Origin of the sequence: Rhodococcus opacus B4 (assembly GCF_000010805.1) — a bacterium.
Classification (GTDB): domain Bacteria; phylum Actinomycetota; class Actinomycetes; order Mycobacteriales; family Mycobacteriaceae; genus Rhodococcus_F; species Rhodococcus_F opacus_C.
The window spans coordinates 4,297,080-4,311,093 of sequence record NC_012522.1 but is presented as its reverse complement, the minus strand read 5'-3'; the positions used below and the strand labels follow the sequence as shown (position 1 = coordinate 4,311,093).

The following is a 14,014-nucleotide window of genomic DNA, read 5'->3' as shown; positions in this document are numbered from 1 at the left end:
CTCCCAGCGAGTATGTCGGCGATTCGGTGTGCGAGTGCGAGTGCCTGTCCGGCGCCCAGTTCGGTTCCCAGAATCGAGATTCCGTTCCTGGTGCGCGTGACCTGGGGCGTGTCCTGGTGCTGGATACAGTGGCCGGTTGCCGAGCGTGTGAGGTTCGCGCAGGTCTTGGCGGCGCACTTGATGGGTGTGGTGCTACGGGTTCCCATGGGTGGGTCCTTTCTCGGTTGCGTCGACTAGCCGATCGGCCAGGACGAGGGCGTCGCGCGTAGTGAGCATCAGCGCTATTCCGGTGGCACCGAACTCGATGCGCACTCGGTTGCTCTTGGTTGCGGTGACCCACGGGGTGACCAGCTCGGCCGCTGTTAGCCGGCCTTTCACGTCGTCTCCCCCGGGAGTTGATGGTTGGCGTAGGCCTCGAGGTATGCCAGTCCTGCCTCTACGATCTCGTCGTACCGATCGGCCTGGATCTGCAGCCATGCGACGTAGGCGCTCGTCATCTCGACATCGAGCTGGGATAGCTCGAGGCACTGCTCGATCTCAGAAGGGCTTAGGGCAGCCCACGGTTTGCCGACGTACCGCAGTGCGCAGTCGTTGGCAGTGGTGATCTCTTCCGGGGTCATGATGCTTGGGCCTCCGTCATTGCTGTCGGTTGGTCAGTTCGTTCAGGGCATCGCCACGCCTCGGGGCAGCCGGCGCACAGCTTCTCGGCCACTGCCTGCCGGTGTCGGGCTTCGTCCTTGCTCTCGCCCTGGCCCTCGTCGAACAGGTCGTGACGACCGATGCACGCGGCCTCGGGCAGTGACGGAGTGTCGGCGAGGATGGATTCGAGCAGGGACACCCAATCCAGTTGCTCGCGCTTCCGCGGGGTCACTGGTCCACCTCGGGCAACAGTGCGCGGACGTCGCGGGCGAAGGACTCGGCCACCCGGTCGGCCGTTTCTCGATCGAAGTAGGTGCCGTCGATCTTGAGTACGACATCGAAGCAATCCTTCTCAACCTCCACAACACTCACCTCGAGCCACTCGCGGCGGGAGGCGAGGAAGTCCTCGGCGTCGAAGTCCCGGGCCTGACTGTCGGTCATGCTGACTCCTTGTTCAGTCCGGAGACGATGCAGGAAACACACTTTCCTGACCGCCCGATTGGCTTGTGACATGCGGGGCAGAAGGCGAATTCGTCGTCTTGCGTAGACGCGTGCTCCCTTGCTCCCTTACTCCCTTGGGGATCGGCGTCCCCTTGGTTACCCCCTGTGACCTGTAAGGGAGCAGAAGAGAGCAAGGGAGCAGCCCTCTCAGGTGTCGCGCACTCTTCTGCCGTTTCTGCTCCCTTGCAGTCGAGTCGCTGCCAGAACCACGGGCCGGGAATCTTCGGACGGAACGCGTCGATGGTCTCGGCGTCCTTGTTGATGCGAGACTTGGCGCGCTTCGCTTTGTCAGTGGAATATCCGGCGGCGTTCGCCGAGTCGTAGACGTCCTTCGCCAACATGGGGCCGGTGGCGAGAAGGTTCAACAACCATTCGTCGATCCCGTCGTGACCGCCGGACTCCCAGGGGGCTTTCGGCTGAGACCGGAGGACGTCCCCGACAATGCGGTCAGAGTCACCGATGATGACGAACCGACCGACGTCTGCTGACTTCCCCGAGTCGGTCGTAACACTCGCCGACTCGATCCGGTAGGTGAGCGCCAGGTCCTCCTCGCCAATGGAGTTCTTCTCCTGCGACATGATCCGATCGCCCTCATCGGACTCGGGGTCCTTCGCGAAGCCGAACACCGAGCGAGCAACTTCGCCGAACGCAGACGACCCGTTGATGCCGGCGACCACGTCACCGTTCCCGGACTTGTTCAGGTGGGCGATACCGAGAACGACACCGTCGATCTTCTCGGCCAGCTTCGCCCACGGTTCGACCAGTGACCGCACCTCGTTGTTCCGGTTGATGTCCGTCTTGGATCCAATCGTGGACATCAGCGGATCGACCACGACCAGCTTCACCTCGGCGGCCTTCAGCTGCTCGGTAAGGTCTTCCATGTCATGCGATGACAGGAACCGGACTTCTTCGCCGTTGATCTCGACCTTCGGCATGAACACCCGATTGAGATCGGCGCCGGCGGCCCTCAGTCCTGGCTTGACAACGTACTTCGCCGACTCCTCTGCTGCGATGTACGCGACGTTGACCGGCTTCCCCTCCCAGTGACCCGCAAGAGTCCCCGTACTTGCACTCGCGGCGAACCAGCGGCCCGCCGTGGACTTCCCGGCACCAGGGCGGCCCGCGAACAGCGCGAGTGCACCCAATGGCACTCGACCCTTGTCGCCGTATGTCCACGCCCACACCGGAACGTCGTCGCGTTCATTGGCAAACGGGGACAGGGTCACCGATCGGAATCCCAGGTTGTCGGCGCCGACAACCTGGCTGGTCACGGTCTCAACTACTTGAAACTCGTCGAGACCATGGCCCGCGGCGATGTGGTCGGCAGCGTCCTTGCCAGTCGTGGCCGTTACCACCACAACCGCCTCGGCGATCGGCTGGAGAATCTCGAGCACTTGCGCCGCGTGCTTCTCCCCCGGCTCATCCCTGTCGGCGACGATGACCACGGTGTGACCCGCGAGCGGCGACCAGTCGAACCGCTTTGCCTTCCCTGCACCCATCGCTGAGCAGACCGCAACAGCCCCCAGGGACTCGAGGGCGTGCACATCCTTCTCGCCCTCTGCGACGTATACCGGGGACCCAGTCTGATGGTCAGCGAGCTTCTCAGCGCGATACAACGCGGTGCCCGACGTGTTCCCCGACTGCCGAAACTTTTTCGCGGGCGTCCGAATCACCGTGCGCCCGTCGCTGTATCGGTACTCGGCACCCTTCGGGTCGTCGAACAGGTCCGCGGTGGTGAGACCGATCGCGGTCAGAACGGTGTCCTTGTCGTCGGCATGTGAGTTCATGAGCACCTGTCCGGCGATCTGCCGGAACGTAACCGAGCGGTCAGCGGACGAGTGCCCAGGTGCCTGCGCCGCCGACGTATCGGCGCCCTGGTCCTGCCAGACGAGACCCTGACTGTGCCAGTGGTCGCGTAGTCGGTCGAGTGCGGTCATGCTGCATCACCGAGCTGAAGTGCGGTGCGGCGCCAGACGCGTGCCGGGGCGTCCCAGTCGCCTTCTGCGGCCCGGGGTCCGTATCCGTGGAACTCGATCCAGCCCTTGCGGTTCAGTTCCCTGACGATCGCTCCGCGTCGGCAGGGCTTGTCGTCTGCGTATGGGGGAAGGACCTCGCCGAGTCGAGCTGCCGTGAACGTCGCACCCTCCGGGAGTCCGTAGACCCACTGTCGGGCAAGGAGCATTAGGTCGGGATGAGCGCCGGACAGGGCATCGGCGACGCCACTGTCGGCATCTTTGCTGGTGGACATCGTTTGTCCTTCTCTGTGTTCACCGAGGAGCTGGGGCCTGGCGGGCATTTCGGCTCCTCGGTTCGCTGTCAATGGGGTGCGGCTGGCGGCATTGACGTAGTGCAGTGTTCGTGTTCGATCAGTGGTGTTCGGTGAAGCGTTGGAACCCCGCGCAGATGATCACCAGGTTCTCGGCGATCAGGAGCGCCGCGAGCGCGAATGTTGTGGTGCTCACTGGAGCCCCTCCCGAATCTCGACCTCGGCCCGAACGCGGTCCTCGTCCCGAACCAACGGCTTGACCTCTTCGCCCTGTGCTTCTCCCAGGGCGGCTGCCAGCTCGGTGACGACGTGCGCGGCCTCGGCGAGCGTGAGGGACAGATGGCCATTCAGCCCGAACGTGATCCGAATCGTCTTGGTCTCGGCGATGTGCTTCACCGTGGGCAACTCGTCGGTGACGACGTCGGTGACGACGTCGGTGACGATGTACATCAGGCCACCTCGGCCCGGTTGCCGGTGGATGCTGCCGCGAGGTACCGAAGAAGACTGAGATTGATTCCTGCGCCGTCGAGCTCGTGCAGGCAGTCGCGCTCGAAGTCGGTGAGTTCGGTCCAGTCCTCGCCAATCTGCTCAGGGAGGGTTGCGGTCGCGGTAAGCTGGGCCATTGAATCTGTTCCTTCGTGAGTGTTGGTTCGGATCTCGTTGCCCTCGATGCCCTGGCCGGCGTCGGGGGCGTTCTCGTTGACGGGCATTCAGGCAGCGCCTGGCCGGTCGTCGGTGCGCTGCATTGTGTTGCCGTCGACCCAGGCGTAAACGTCCGCCCAGTCGTAGAAGACCTTTCGTCCGAGCTTCCGGAACTTCGGCCCGGTGCCCTTGTATCGCTCCTGGGCGAGGCTGGCCTCAGTGATCCGACGAAACTCGGCCACCTCGCTCGGTGTTGCGAGCGGAAGCCGCTTGTCTGCCTCTGTCATCTGCATCTCCTACCATTCTCAGTTCACTCGATTTCGAGCGACATGAGAATAGAAGCATTGAACTGGAGAGGTGTCAAGTCACCTCAAATCAAGTAGCCTGAGCGCATGGACTCACCGAAGCCGCTGACGCTCGTGATCGGCGCGAACGTCCGACGCATGAGAACCGACGCCGGCGCAACCCTCGACACGGTCGCGCAATACGCCCGAGAGGCTGGGCTCAAGTGGTCGACAGGGAAAGTTGGAGATCTGGAATCAGGGCGAGTAAGTCCTACTCTCCCAACACTTCTCAGCGTCTGTATTGCCTTGAGTGCGGCGACGAGGGCACCCGTTGCGCTGTCGGATCTCGTTCAGTGCGACGGCGCGGTACAGATCAACGAGCGCCTCGTGATGGACGGCTCGGATTTAGTCGGCGCGCTCCAGGGGAAGCCTGCGGACCAGGAACCTCCAGAGGGCGCGTCCGCTGCCGAACTAATGCTTGCAATGGCCATTCGGCAGGCGGGCGGCGAGGCTGAGCAGCGCGCAGCTCAATCACTCGGGATAACTGGGCGCCGGTTCGCGGAGCTTTCCCATGAACTGTGGGGCCGCTCATTCGCCGAGGAGCGCGACTCGCGAGCGGGTACCGGAGCGAATGCGCAGAAGCGCGGCCGGGTAGCCCGGGATCTGAAAGCTGAGCTGAAAGCGAGACTTCGGCATGGCAACGATCAGTAGCTACGACACCGCGGCCGGCAAGCGGTGGGAGGTCCGCTACCGAACGCCGGAACGGAAGTCGACCCGTCGGCGCGGCTTCACCAGTAAGCGTCAGGCGCAAGACTTCGCGGCCACGGTCGAAGTCGAGAAGATGCGCGGCGAGTATGTCCCACCGAAGCTCGGGCATATCACCATGGGCGAGGTCGGCCCAGCGTGGCTCGAGCGCAAAGAGTCCGATCTGAAGCCCTCTGCGTACCGTTCCCTCGAAACGTCGTGGCGTGTCCACGTGAAACCACGGTGGGGAACCGTGCGGCTGTCTGACGTCGACCTAGACGCCGTCGAACGCTGGATTGCGGACCTGAACCGCACCAAGGGCGCGACCGTCGTCATTCGGGCGTATGGCGTCCTGGCTGGGATCCTGGACAGCGCAGTCAAGGGCAAGCGTCTGGCGCGTAACCCTGCACGCGGCGTCGAGAACCTGCCTCGCAAGCAGCGGAAGCCGCGGGTCTACCTCACACACGACGAAGTAGCAGCGCTCGCAGACTCGGCCGGCGAGAAGCGGGCCCTGGTCCTGGTGCTGGCCTACTGCGGTTTGCGGTGGGGTGAGGCGATCGGCCTTCGGGTCAGGCACCTGGACCTACTGCGGAAGCGCGCCACCGTCGTCGAGAACGCCGTACAGGTGAACATGGAGATGCACGTCGGCACCCCGAAGTCGCACAAGTCGCGGTCGGTGCCGATACCGGGTTTCGTAGTCGAGGAGCTGGCGCGGCAGTGCGAGGGCAAGGGTCGCGACGACCTGGTGTTCCCTGGCCGCGACGGTGACTACCTGAAGCGCTCGGTGAGCTTCACGGGTTGGTTCACGAAGGCGGTCGAGAAGTCGGGTGTCCCTCGGCTCACCCCGCACGATCTACGGCACACATGCGCTTCCCTGTCGATCGCGGCTGGCGCGAACGTGAAGAGCCTCCAGCGGATGCTCGGGCACGCATCGGCGGCGATGACGCTCGACACGTACAGCGACCTGTTCGAGGACGATCTCGACGCCGTGGGAGACGCCCTAGATCAGGCTGTTTCTCGACCGAGTGTGGCCAAAGTGTGGCCAAAAGCCGACTGACCCTATTCGGTGACAGCAACGAAAAAGGCTCTGACCTGGTAACCATCAACCAGATCAGAGCCTTTTCACTCTGCGGAAGCGGAGGGATTTGAACCCCCGGTGGGTTTAACGCCACGCTCGCTTTCAAGGCGAGTGCATTCGGCCGCTCTGCCACGCTTCCGTGGGCGATCTTATCGGTACGGACGCAGCATCGGGCAACCGGTCAGCGGTCGCCGATGGCCTTGTCGACGCGTTCGAACACCTCGGCGAGAACCTTGAGCTGAGACTTGGTGAGCAGATCGACGAGGTTGCTGCGTACCCCGGCCACATGGGTGGGGGCCGCGTCCGCGAGCCGGGCGCGACCTTCGTCGGTGATGACGGCGAGCACTCCGCGGCCGTCCTCGAGGCAGGTGTCGCGGTTGACCATGCCCTGCGCCTCCATCCGCCGGATCTGGTGGGTGAGGCGGCTGCGGGAGGAGAGGACGCCGTCCGCGAGATCGCTCATGCGCAGCGAACCGTCCGGCGACTCGGACAGCAGCACCAGAATCCGGTAGTCCGCGAGGGAGAGGTCGTGTTTCTCCTGCAGATCCCGGTTGAGGACGTCCATCAGCCGCTGGTTGCCGTCCATGTAGCCGCGCCATGCGCGCATCTCGGCGGGCGTCAACCAGTTGGTCGCGGCCTCGGCGTCGGAGGTTTCTGCTGTCACAGGTTCACATTCTAGTAGTGCGACATTACTTTCCAGTAGCGTGCGGTACCCGAAGAGGCCGAGCGGTCGCTCGGATCGGTCGCGGGCACCGGACGGCGCCGCGTTTCGCTAGCGTCGTTCCCATGTATGCGATCACGATCGATCAGCCGGGCGGCCCCGAAGTCATGACGTGGGCCGAGCAGCCCGACCCGGAACTTCCCCCCGGTCACGTCCTCCTCGACGTCGCCGCGACCGCCGTGAACCGAGCCGACCTGCTGCAGCGCCAGGGGTTCTATCCCCCGCCGCCCGGAGCCAGCGACGTCCTCGGGCTCGAATGCTCCGGCACGATCGCCGAACTCGGCGAGGGAGTGTCCGGGTGGTCCGTCGGCGACCAGGTGTGTGCGCTGCTGGCCGGCGGCGGCTACGCGGAGAAGGTCGCCGTTCCCGCGTCGCAACTTCTCCCGCTGCCCGAAGGGGTGGATCTCCTCGTCGCCGCGTCGCTGCCGGAGGTCGCGTGCACGGTGTGGTCGAACGTCGTGATGGGCGCCGGACTGACCCGCGGCGACGTGCTGCTGGTGCACGGCGGTGGCGGCGGGATCGGCACACACGCCATTCAGGTGGGCGTCGCACTGGGGGCGCGGGTGGCCGTCACCGCCGGATCCGAGGAGAAGCTGGCGCGCTGCCGCGAACTCGGTGCCGACATCCTCGTCAACTACCGGGAAGCCGATTTCGTCGACGAGATCCGCAAGGCGACCGACGGTCACGGCGCCGACGTGATCCTCGACAACATGGGCGGCGCCTACCTCGACCGCAACGTCGACGTGCTCGCCGCGGACGGCCGGCTCGTCGTCATCGGTATGCAGGGCGGCCGCAAGGGCGAACTGGACCTGGGCAAGGTGCTGGCCAAACGCGCCCACGTGACGGCGGCCGGACTGCGGGGACGGCCCGAGTCGGGCCGCGAGGGCAAGGCCGACATCGTCGCCGACGTCCGCAAGCGGCTGTGGCCGCTGATCGCGGAGGGCGCGGTCCACCCCGTCGTCTCGGCCGAACTGCCCATCACCGAGGCTCCGCGCGGACACGAACTGCTCGACTCCGCGGAGACCGTCGGCAAGGTGATCCTGACGATCCCGCGGAACTGACCGTCCGCCTGCCGCCGTCGTCGCCCGATGTGACATTGGTCCGCTCCAACGGAACGAATGTCACATTGGGCGCGGCAGGCGGCCGGGGCGGCGGCGCGGCGAGGACCGGCGCCGGGACTGCTCAGCCGAGGGTAGCGAGCTCGTTGACGAGCTGGTCGATCTCGTAGCGGGTGGTGTACGGCGCGAGTCCGATGGTGACGGCGCCGCCCTCGTCGTTGACGCCGAGGGCGTCGAGCAGCCGAGAGCCGCCGTGGACGCCGCTGACGGTGGCGATGCGCTTGTCGGCGAGGTGCGACGCGACCTTGTCGGCCGAGACTCCGGCGACGGTGAAGCTGAGCGTCGGAACCCGGCTCGGCGAGCGCCCGATGACCATGACCTGCGGCAGCCGCTTCAGCGAGGACATGAGGTGGTCGAACAGGGTGTCCTGGTAGTTCTGCAGCGAGCTGATGGACGCCTCGAGCTTCTCGCGCCGGGAACCGGTGGCCGACTCGTCGAGGTTCGCGAGGAAGTCGATCGACGTGGTGAGGCCGGCGAGGAGCGCGAACTGGTGCACCCCGACCTCGAGACGTTCGACACCCCGCGCGTACGGGTTGAGCGACACCGCGGGGATGCGGTCGAGGAGGCTGGGGTCGCGGAACACGAGCGCCCCGACCTGCGGTCCGCCCCAGGAGGTGGCACCGACGGCGACGACGTCCGCGCCGAGTTCGTTGATGTCGACGTGCGCGTAGGGGGCGGCGCCGATCGCGTCGACGACCATCAGTCCGCCGACTTCGTGGACGCGGTCGGAGGCGACGCGGACGTCGGGCGCCGAGCCGACGATCGGGGAGGCGGCGGTGAGCGCGACGAGACGCGTCGTGGTGGTGATGAGGTCCTGGAACTGCCAGCTGGGGAGTTCGCAGGTCTCGATCTCGACCTCCGCCCACCGCACCTGGGCGCCGTACCGGCTGGCGACGCGCAGCCACGGCGCCACGTTCGCTTCCTCGTCGAGGCGGGAGAGCACGAGCCCGGTGCCGAGACCGAGTCGCGTGCTCAGCGACTCGGCCAGCCAGGCCAGGAGAACGGATCGGTCGGGTCCGAGCACGACCCCGGCGGGATCGCCTCCGACCAGGTCGGCGACGGCTGCTCGGGCCGCATCGAGAACCGCCGCACTGCGCCGGCTGGACACATGTCGTCCGGTCGACGAAGAGGCAGAAGCCCGGAAGGCCGTGGAGACAGTGCGCGACACCGCGTCCGGAATCTGCATGCCGGCCTGCGGATCGAGATGGATCCAACCGTCGCCGAGTGAGGGGATGAGTCCCCGAACGCGGGCAACGTCGTAAGCCATGCCCGACACTCTAAGACCCCAAGTCAATACGGTCGAAGCCAGCCATCGATTGTTGTTGAATGCAACAAAGTTGGAAAGGGCCAAATCGGACGCACTTTCGCACTGCCGCGCAGGAACAGCCAAGATGGAGGCATGACGAACTCGGAGAATGAACACGTAGTCGTGATCGGTCCCGACGGTCAGCCCATGGCGATTCCCGTCGCGGAGGCTGCGAGCAAGCCCGAGGGCTCCGACGCGGCCGCAGCCGAGAACGGGAACGGCACCGAGTCGATCGCCGACATGGTGGAGCAGCCGGCCAAGGTCATGCGCATCGGAACCATGATCAAGCAGCTGCTCGAGGAAGTGCGCGCGGCACCGCTCGACGACGCCAGCCGCAACCGGCTGAAGGAGATCCACAAGTCGTCGATCCACGAGCTCGAGCAGGGCCTGGCCCCCGAACTGCGCGACGAACTCGAACGCCTCACGCTGCCCTTCACCGACGACACCGTCCCCACCGACGCCGAACTCCGCATCGCGCAGGCGCAGCTGGTGGGCTGGCTCGAAGGGCTGTTCCACGGCATCCAGACGGCCCTGTTCGCCCAGCAGATGGCGGCCCGTTCCCAGCTCGAGCAGATGCGCCAGGGCGCCCTGCCTCCGGGCCTCAGCATGGGCAACCCGCACGGGCCGCACAACAACGACTCGGGGTCGCAGTCGAGCGGTACCGGCCAGTACCTGTAGCAACGGGCAAGAAAGCATGGAACTCGACTCCCGGTAGGCTCGGTGCCCGTGTCAGCATCCGCTATCGAAACCGAGGCCGCAGGCGGCCCGCTCCCGGCGTCCGATTCGCAGACCTTCCGTCGCGCGTTCAAGGACCTCAGGGACGGCTTCGCTCAGCGCGAGCTGTGGCTGAGCCTCGGCTGGCAGGACATCAAGCAGCGTTACCGCCGGTCGGTGATCGGCCCGTTCTGGATCACGATCGCCACCGGCGTGCAGGCCGCGGCGATGGGCATCCTGTACTCCGCCCTGCTGGACATCCCGCTGGACGAGTTCCTGCCGTACGTCACCGTGGGTCTGATCGTCTGGAACCTGATCAGCGCGAGCATCCTCGAGGGGTCCGAGGTGTTCATCGCCAACGAGGGGCTGATCAAACAGCTGCCGTCGGCGCTGAGTGTCCACGTGTACCGGCTGGTGTGGCGGCAATTGCTGCTGTTCGCCCACAACCTGGTGATCTACGTGATCATGCTGTTCGCGTTCGGGGTGTGGCGGCACCTGACCTGGATGTCGCTGGCGGCGATCCCGGCGATCGCGCTGATCGTCGTCAACGCGGCGTGGGTGTCGATCATGTTCGGCATCTTCTCCACCCGCTACCGGGACATCGCGCCGATTCTCGGCAGCATGACGCTGCTGCTGTTCGTGCTGACACCGATCATGTGGACCACGCAGAGCCTGGAGGCGCAGGGCGGGCAGGCCGCCGAGCGCGTCAAGCTCGCCGAGTTGAACCCGCTGTTCCACTACCTCGACATCGTGCGTGCGCCGATGATCGGCCAGGACCAGCAGGCGTACCACTGGTACATCGTGCTGGCCATCACCGTCGTCGGGTGGGCCGCCGCCATCCTCGCGCTTCGCAAGTACCGGGCCCGTGTGCCCTACTGGGTTTAGGGGTCTGAAGCAATGACAGAACATGTGAGTATCGAGACGCGGGATGCCTGCGTCGACTTCCCGATCTTCGACGCCAAATCCCGGTCGCTGAAGAAGGCGTTCCTCGGCAAGGCCGGTGGGTCGATCGGGCGCAACAACTCGGACGTCGTGGTGGTCGAGGCCCTGCGCGACATCAACCTGTCGCTGAAGGAAGGCGACCGGATCGGCCTGGTCGGCCACAACGGCGCCGGCAAGTCGACGCTGCTGCGACTGCTGTCCGGCATCTACGAGCCCACCCGCGGCAGCGCGAGCATCCGTGGCCGCGTGGCCCCGGTCTTCGACCTCGGTGTGGGCATGGACCCCGAGATCTCCGGCTACGAGAACATCATCATCCGCGGACTGTTCCTCGGGCAGACCCGTAAGCAGATGCTCGCGAAGATGGACGAGATCGCCGAGTTCACCGAACTGGGCGAGTACCTGTCGATGCCGCTGCGCACGTACTCCACCGGCATGCGGGTGCGCGTCGCAATGGGCGTGGTCACCAGCATCGACCCCGAGATCCTGCTGCTCGACGAGGGCATCGGCGCCGTCGACGCGGAGTTCATGAAGAAGGCGCGCGTGCGGTTGCAGGCGCTGGTGGAGCGGTCCGGCATCCTCGTGTTCGCCAGCCATTCCAACGAGTTCCTCGCCCAGCTCTGCGACCGGGCCATGTGGATCGACCACGGTCAGATCCGGCAGCAGGGCGGCATCGAGGAGGTCGTCCGAGCGTACGAGGGCGACGACGCCGCCGACCACGTCCGCCACGTCATCTACGAGATGGACCGGGAGAAGTCCGGGCTGAGCGCCTCGGCCGAACGGGACGCCCGTAGCGCTGGATCGAACGACCGTCCCGTTCGCACGGCATCGGAAGCCGAGGCGGAGTCCGCGTGAGCGCTGCGGCCGAGCGGATCGTCGGCGTCGTCGTCACCCACAAGCGCCGCGAACTGCTGGCGGAATCGCTGAAGGTCCTCGGCTCGCAGACGCGCCCGCTGGACCATCTGGTGGTCGTGGACAACGCCGCCGAGGACGACGTGCGCGCACTCGTCGAGTCGTGCGGGATCCCTACCAGCTACCTCGGGTCGCAGCACAATCTGGGTGGCGCGGGCGGCTTCGCGCTCGGGATTCTGTACGCCCTCTCGCTCGGCGCCGACTGGGTGTGGCTGGCCGACGACGACGGCCGCCCCGAGGGGCCGAAGGTCCTGGAGACGCTGCTCGACTGCGCGCAGCGGCACGGGCTCGCCGAGGTTTCGCCCGTGGTCTGCGACATCGACGACCCCGACCGTCTCGCGTTCCCGCTGCGCCGCGGCGTGGAGTGGCGTCGGCTGCGCTCCGAACTGTTCACCGACGGCGACGACTCGGCCGACCTGCTCCCGGGCATCGCGTCGCTGTTCAACGGCGCCCTGTTCCGCGCGTCGGCGATCGACACGGTCGGCGTCCCCGACCTGCGTCTGTTCGTCCGCGGCGACGAGGTGGAGGTGCATCGCCGGCTGGTGCGGTCGGGGCTGCCGTTCGGCACCTGCCTGCAGACGGCGTACGTGCACCCGAACGGCGCGGAGGAGTTCAAGCCGATCCTCGGCGGCCGGATGCACACGCAGTACCCGGACAACGAGACGAAGCGATTCTTCACCTACCGCAACCGCGGCTATCTGCTGTCGCAGCCGGGCATGCGGAAGCTGCTGCCGCAGGAATGGGTGCGGTTCGGGTGGTACTTCCTCGTCACGAGGCGTGATCCGCAGGGTCTGCGGGAGTGGATGCGACTGCGCAAGCTGGGCCGTCAGGAGCGGTTCGAGCGTCCGTAAATTCGGTTGCACCCGGCTTCCGCCGGGTGGGAGCATGGTTTCCGATCGAACGATCCTGAGGTGTGTGAAGGAGTGAGTGTCCGATGACTGTCTCGTCGGTCGACGCCGCGTGCGTCCACTCCCCCTTCCCCTTCGCCTGACCGAACCCGCGCAGTGGTCCGGTCGGCACTCATCGACCCGAGGATCACACCCATCATGTTCGATTCCGAACGCCTCCTGCCCTACGGCTGGAACGACACACTTTCCGACACCTTCGACAACTACCCGGCCGACGGTCGCGAGCCCGGGCGGGTGATCCGCGTGGACCGCGGTCGCTGCGACGTCGCCGCACCCGCCGGCATCGTCCGCGCGCTGGCCGGTGAGCACACGCTCTGCACCGGCGACTGGGTGACCATCCACCGGCACGGCGACGAGATCGCCGTCGCCGATCTGCTGCCCCGGCGCAGCGCGATCGTCCGGTCGTCCGCGTCCGGCCGGTCCGAGGGACAACTCCTCGCGGCCAACGTCGACACGGTCGTCATCGCCGCGGCACTGGACACCGCCCTCGACCTCGGGCGCATCGAACGCCTGCTCGCACTGTCGTGGGAGAGCGGCGCGCAGCCGGTCGTCGCGCTCACCAAATCCGATGTCGTGCAGGATGTTTCCCTCGCGACCGCGGAGGTGGCGGCGGTGTCGCCGGGCGCGGCCGTGGTCGCGGTGAGCGCCGACACCGGCGACGGCATCGACGTCCTCACCGCCGTGATCGACGGGACCGTCGCCCTCATCGGGCCGTCGGGCGCGGGCAAGTCGACGCTCGCGAACGCGTTGCTCGGCGAGGACGTGCTCACCACCGGACGCGTCCGCGAAGGCGACAACAAGGGGCGTCACACGACGGCGCACCGGGAACTGCTGCCGTTGCCGTCCGGCGGCGCCCTGATCGACACGCCGGGACTGCGGGGTGTCGGCATGTGGGAGGCGGCCGACGGCATCGACAAGACGTTCCCCGAGATCGAGGAACTCGCGGCGCAGTGCCGGTTCGCGGACTGCTCGCACGACGCCGAACCCGGCTGCGCGGTCCAGGGCGCCGTGGCGGCCGGCGACCTGCCCGAACGCAGACTCGCCAGCTACCGCAAGCTGATTCGCGAGAACGGGTGGATCGCGTCGCGCACCGACGCGCGGCTGCGGGCCGAGCGGGAACGCGAGTGGAAGACCATCGCCCGCTGGCAACGGCAGCTGTACCGCAGCCGCGGTCGCTGACCGGCGTCCGTCCCGCATCCCGGTTCATTCGCTGAGCCGGGATGCGGACTGGCAACATGGGGA

Annotated in this window: 18 protein-coding genes and 1 tRNA gene; 8 read left to right on the top strand and 11 right to left on the bottom strand. The window is 66.5% G+C overall.

Annotated features, from left to right (window positions below; genetic code table 11):
• Positions 1 to 374: 374 nt before the first annotated feature.
• From ROP_RS19735 to ROP_RS19700, 8 genes are all read right to left on the bottom strand, one after another.
• The gene (locus ROP_RS19735; RefSeq protein ID WP_012691175.1) at positions 375 to 620 is read right to left on the bottom strand and encodes a hypothetical protein; all 246 of its coding nucleotides are present in this window, start codon (positions 618 to 620) and stop codon (positions 375 to 377) included.
• Positions 617 to 871: a hypothetical protein gene (locus tag ROP_RS19730; RefSeq protein ID WP_012691174.1), complete on the bottom strand. Its 255-nt coding sequence runs from the start codon at positions 869 to 871 to the stop codon at positions 617 to 619. The genes ROP_RS19735 and ROP_RS19730 overlap by 4 nt, the downstream gene beginning before the upstream one ends.
• Positions 868 to 1,080 (bottom strand): hypothetical protein, encoded by a 213-nt coding sequence (locus tag ROP_RS19725; RefSeq protein WP_012691173.1) that lies wholly within the window; start codon positions 1,078 to 1,080, stop codon positions 868 to 870. The genes ROP_RS19730 and ROP_RS19725 overlap by 4 nt, the downstream gene beginning before the upstream one ends.
• Positions 1,077 to 3,077 (bottom strand): AAA family ATPase, encoded by a 2,001-nt coding sequence (locus ROP_RS41360; protein ID WP_012691172.1) that lies wholly within the window; start codon positions 3,075 to 3,077, stop codon positions 1,077 to 1,079. Before ROP_RS41360 ends, ROP_RS19725 begins: the two co-directional genes overlap by 4 nt.
• Positions 3,074 to 3,388, bottom strand: coding sequence for a hypothetical protein (locus ROP_RS19715; protein WP_148222494.1), 315 nt, complete (start codon positions 3,386 to 3,388; stop codon positions 3,074 to 3,076). The genes ROP_RS41360 and ROP_RS19715 overlap by 4 nt, the downstream gene beginning before the upstream one ends.
• A gap of 210 nt (positions 3,389 to 3,598) precedes the next feature.
• Positions 3,599 to 3,856: a hypothetical protein gene (locus tag ROP_RS19710; RefSeq protein WP_012691170.1), complete on the bottom strand. Its 258-nt coding sequence runs from the start codon at positions 3,854 to 3,856 to the stop codon at positions 3,599 to 3,601.
• Positions 3,856 to 4,116 (bottom strand): hypothetical protein, encoded by a 261-nt coding sequence (locus ROP_RS19705; RefSeq protein WP_012691169.1) that lies wholly within the window; start codon positions 4,114 to 4,116, stop codon positions 3,856 to 3,858. Before ROP_RS19705 ends, ROP_RS19710 begins: the two co-directional genes overlap by 1 nt.
• Positions 4,117 to 4,335: a helix-turn-helix transcriptional regulator gene (locus ROP_RS19700; RefSeq protein WP_012691168.1), complete on the bottom strand. Its 219-nt coding sequence runs from the start codon at positions 4,333 to 4,335 to the stop codon at positions 4,117 to 4,119. It lies immediately after the preceding gene.
• A gap of 105 nt (positions 4,336 to 4,440) precedes the next feature.
• Between ROP_RS19700 and ROP_RS42690 the strand changes: the two genes are divergently transcribed.
• Entirely contained in the window at positions 4,441 to 5,043 is a 603-nt protein-coding gene (locus ROP_RS42690) for a helix-turn-helix domain-containing protein (RefSeq protein WP_148222493.1), read from the top strand.
• Positions 5,027 to 6,133, top strand: coding sequence for a tyrosine-type recombinase/integrase (locus tag ROP_RS19690; protein WP_012691167.1), 1,107 nt, complete (start codon positions 5,027 to 5,029; stop codon positions 6,131 to 6,133). Before ROP_RS42690 ends, ROP_RS19690 begins: the two co-directional genes overlap by 17 nt.
• A gap of 73 nt (positions 6,134 to 6,206) precedes the next feature.
• Here ROP_RS19690 and ROP_RS19685 read toward each other — a convergent pair.
• Positions 6,207 to 6,293 (bottom strand) — tRNA-Ser (locus ROP_RS19685).
• 42 nt (positions 6,294 to 6,335) lie between these two features.
• A complete protein-coding gene (locus ROP_RS19680) occupies positions 6,336 to 6,818 on the bottom strand; it encodes a MarR family winged helix-turn-helix transcriptional regulator (RefSeq protein ID WP_012691166.1) in 483 nt (160 codons plus the stop codon).
• 122 nt (positions 6,819 to 6,940) lie between these two features.
• On the opposite strand from ROP_RS19680, the gene ROP_RS19675 reads away from it, so the two are divergent.
• Entirely contained in the window at positions 6,941 to 7,936 is a 996-nt protein-coding gene (locus tag ROP_RS19675; protein ID WP_012691165.1) for an NAD(P)H-quinone oxidoreductase, read from the top strand.
• 121 nt (positions 7,937 to 8,057) lie between these two features.
• Here ROP_RS19675 and ROP_RS19670 read toward each other — a convergent pair whose 3' ends face one another.
• Positions 8,058 to 9,260: a cysteine desulfurase-like protein gene (locus ROP_RS19670; RefSeq protein WP_012691164.1), complete on the bottom strand. Its 1,203-nt coding sequence runs from the start codon at positions 9,258 to 9,260 to the stop codon at positions 8,058 to 8,060.
• Positions 9,261 to 9,392: 132 nt separating this feature from the next.
• Here ROP_RS19670 and ROP_RS19665 point away from each other — a divergent pair, with 132 nt between their 5' ends.
• The 5 genes from ROP_RS19665 (at position 9,393) to rsgA (ending at position 13,951) form a co-directional block, all read left to right on the top strand.
• On the top strand, positions 9,393 to 9,977 hold the full coding sequence (locus tag ROP_RS19665) for a bacterial proteasome activator family protein (protein WP_012691163.1): 585 nt from the start codon (positions 9,393 to 9,395) through the stop codon (positions 9,975 to 9,977).
• 48 nt (positions 9,978 to 10,025) lie between these two features.
• On the top strand, positions 10,026 to 10,898 hold the full coding sequence (locus tag ROP_RS19660) for a galactan export ABC transporter permease subunit Wzm/RfbD (RefSeq protein ID WP_012691162.1): 873 nt from the start codon (positions 10,026 to 10,028) through the stop codon (positions 10,896 to 10,898).
• 12 nt (positions 10,899 to 10,910) lie between these two features.
• Complete coding sequence (locus tag ROP_RS19655) at positions 10,911 to 11,807, top strand: galactan export ABC transporter ATP-binding subunit Wzt/RfbE (RefSeq protein WP_012691161.1); 897 nt, start codon at positions 10,911 to 10,913, stop codon at positions 11,805 to 11,807.
• Complete coding sequence (locus tag ROP_RS19650; RefSeq protein WP_012691160.1) at positions 11,804 to 12,715, top strand: galactofuranosyltransferase GlfT1; 912 nt, start codon at positions 11,804 to 11,806, stop codon at positions 12,713 to 12,715. The genes ROP_RS19655 and ROP_RS19650 overlap by 4 nt, the downstream gene beginning before the upstream one ends.
• Before the next feature lie 153 nt (positions 12,716 to 12,868).
• Positions 12,869 to 13,951, top strand: coding sequence for a ribosome small subunit-dependent GTPase A (rsgA, locus tag ROP_RS19645; protein ID WP_012691159.1), 1,083 nt, complete (start codon positions 12,869 to 12,871; stop codon positions 13,949 to 13,951).
• The last annotated feature ends 63 nt before the right edge of the window (positions 13,952 to 14,014 follow it).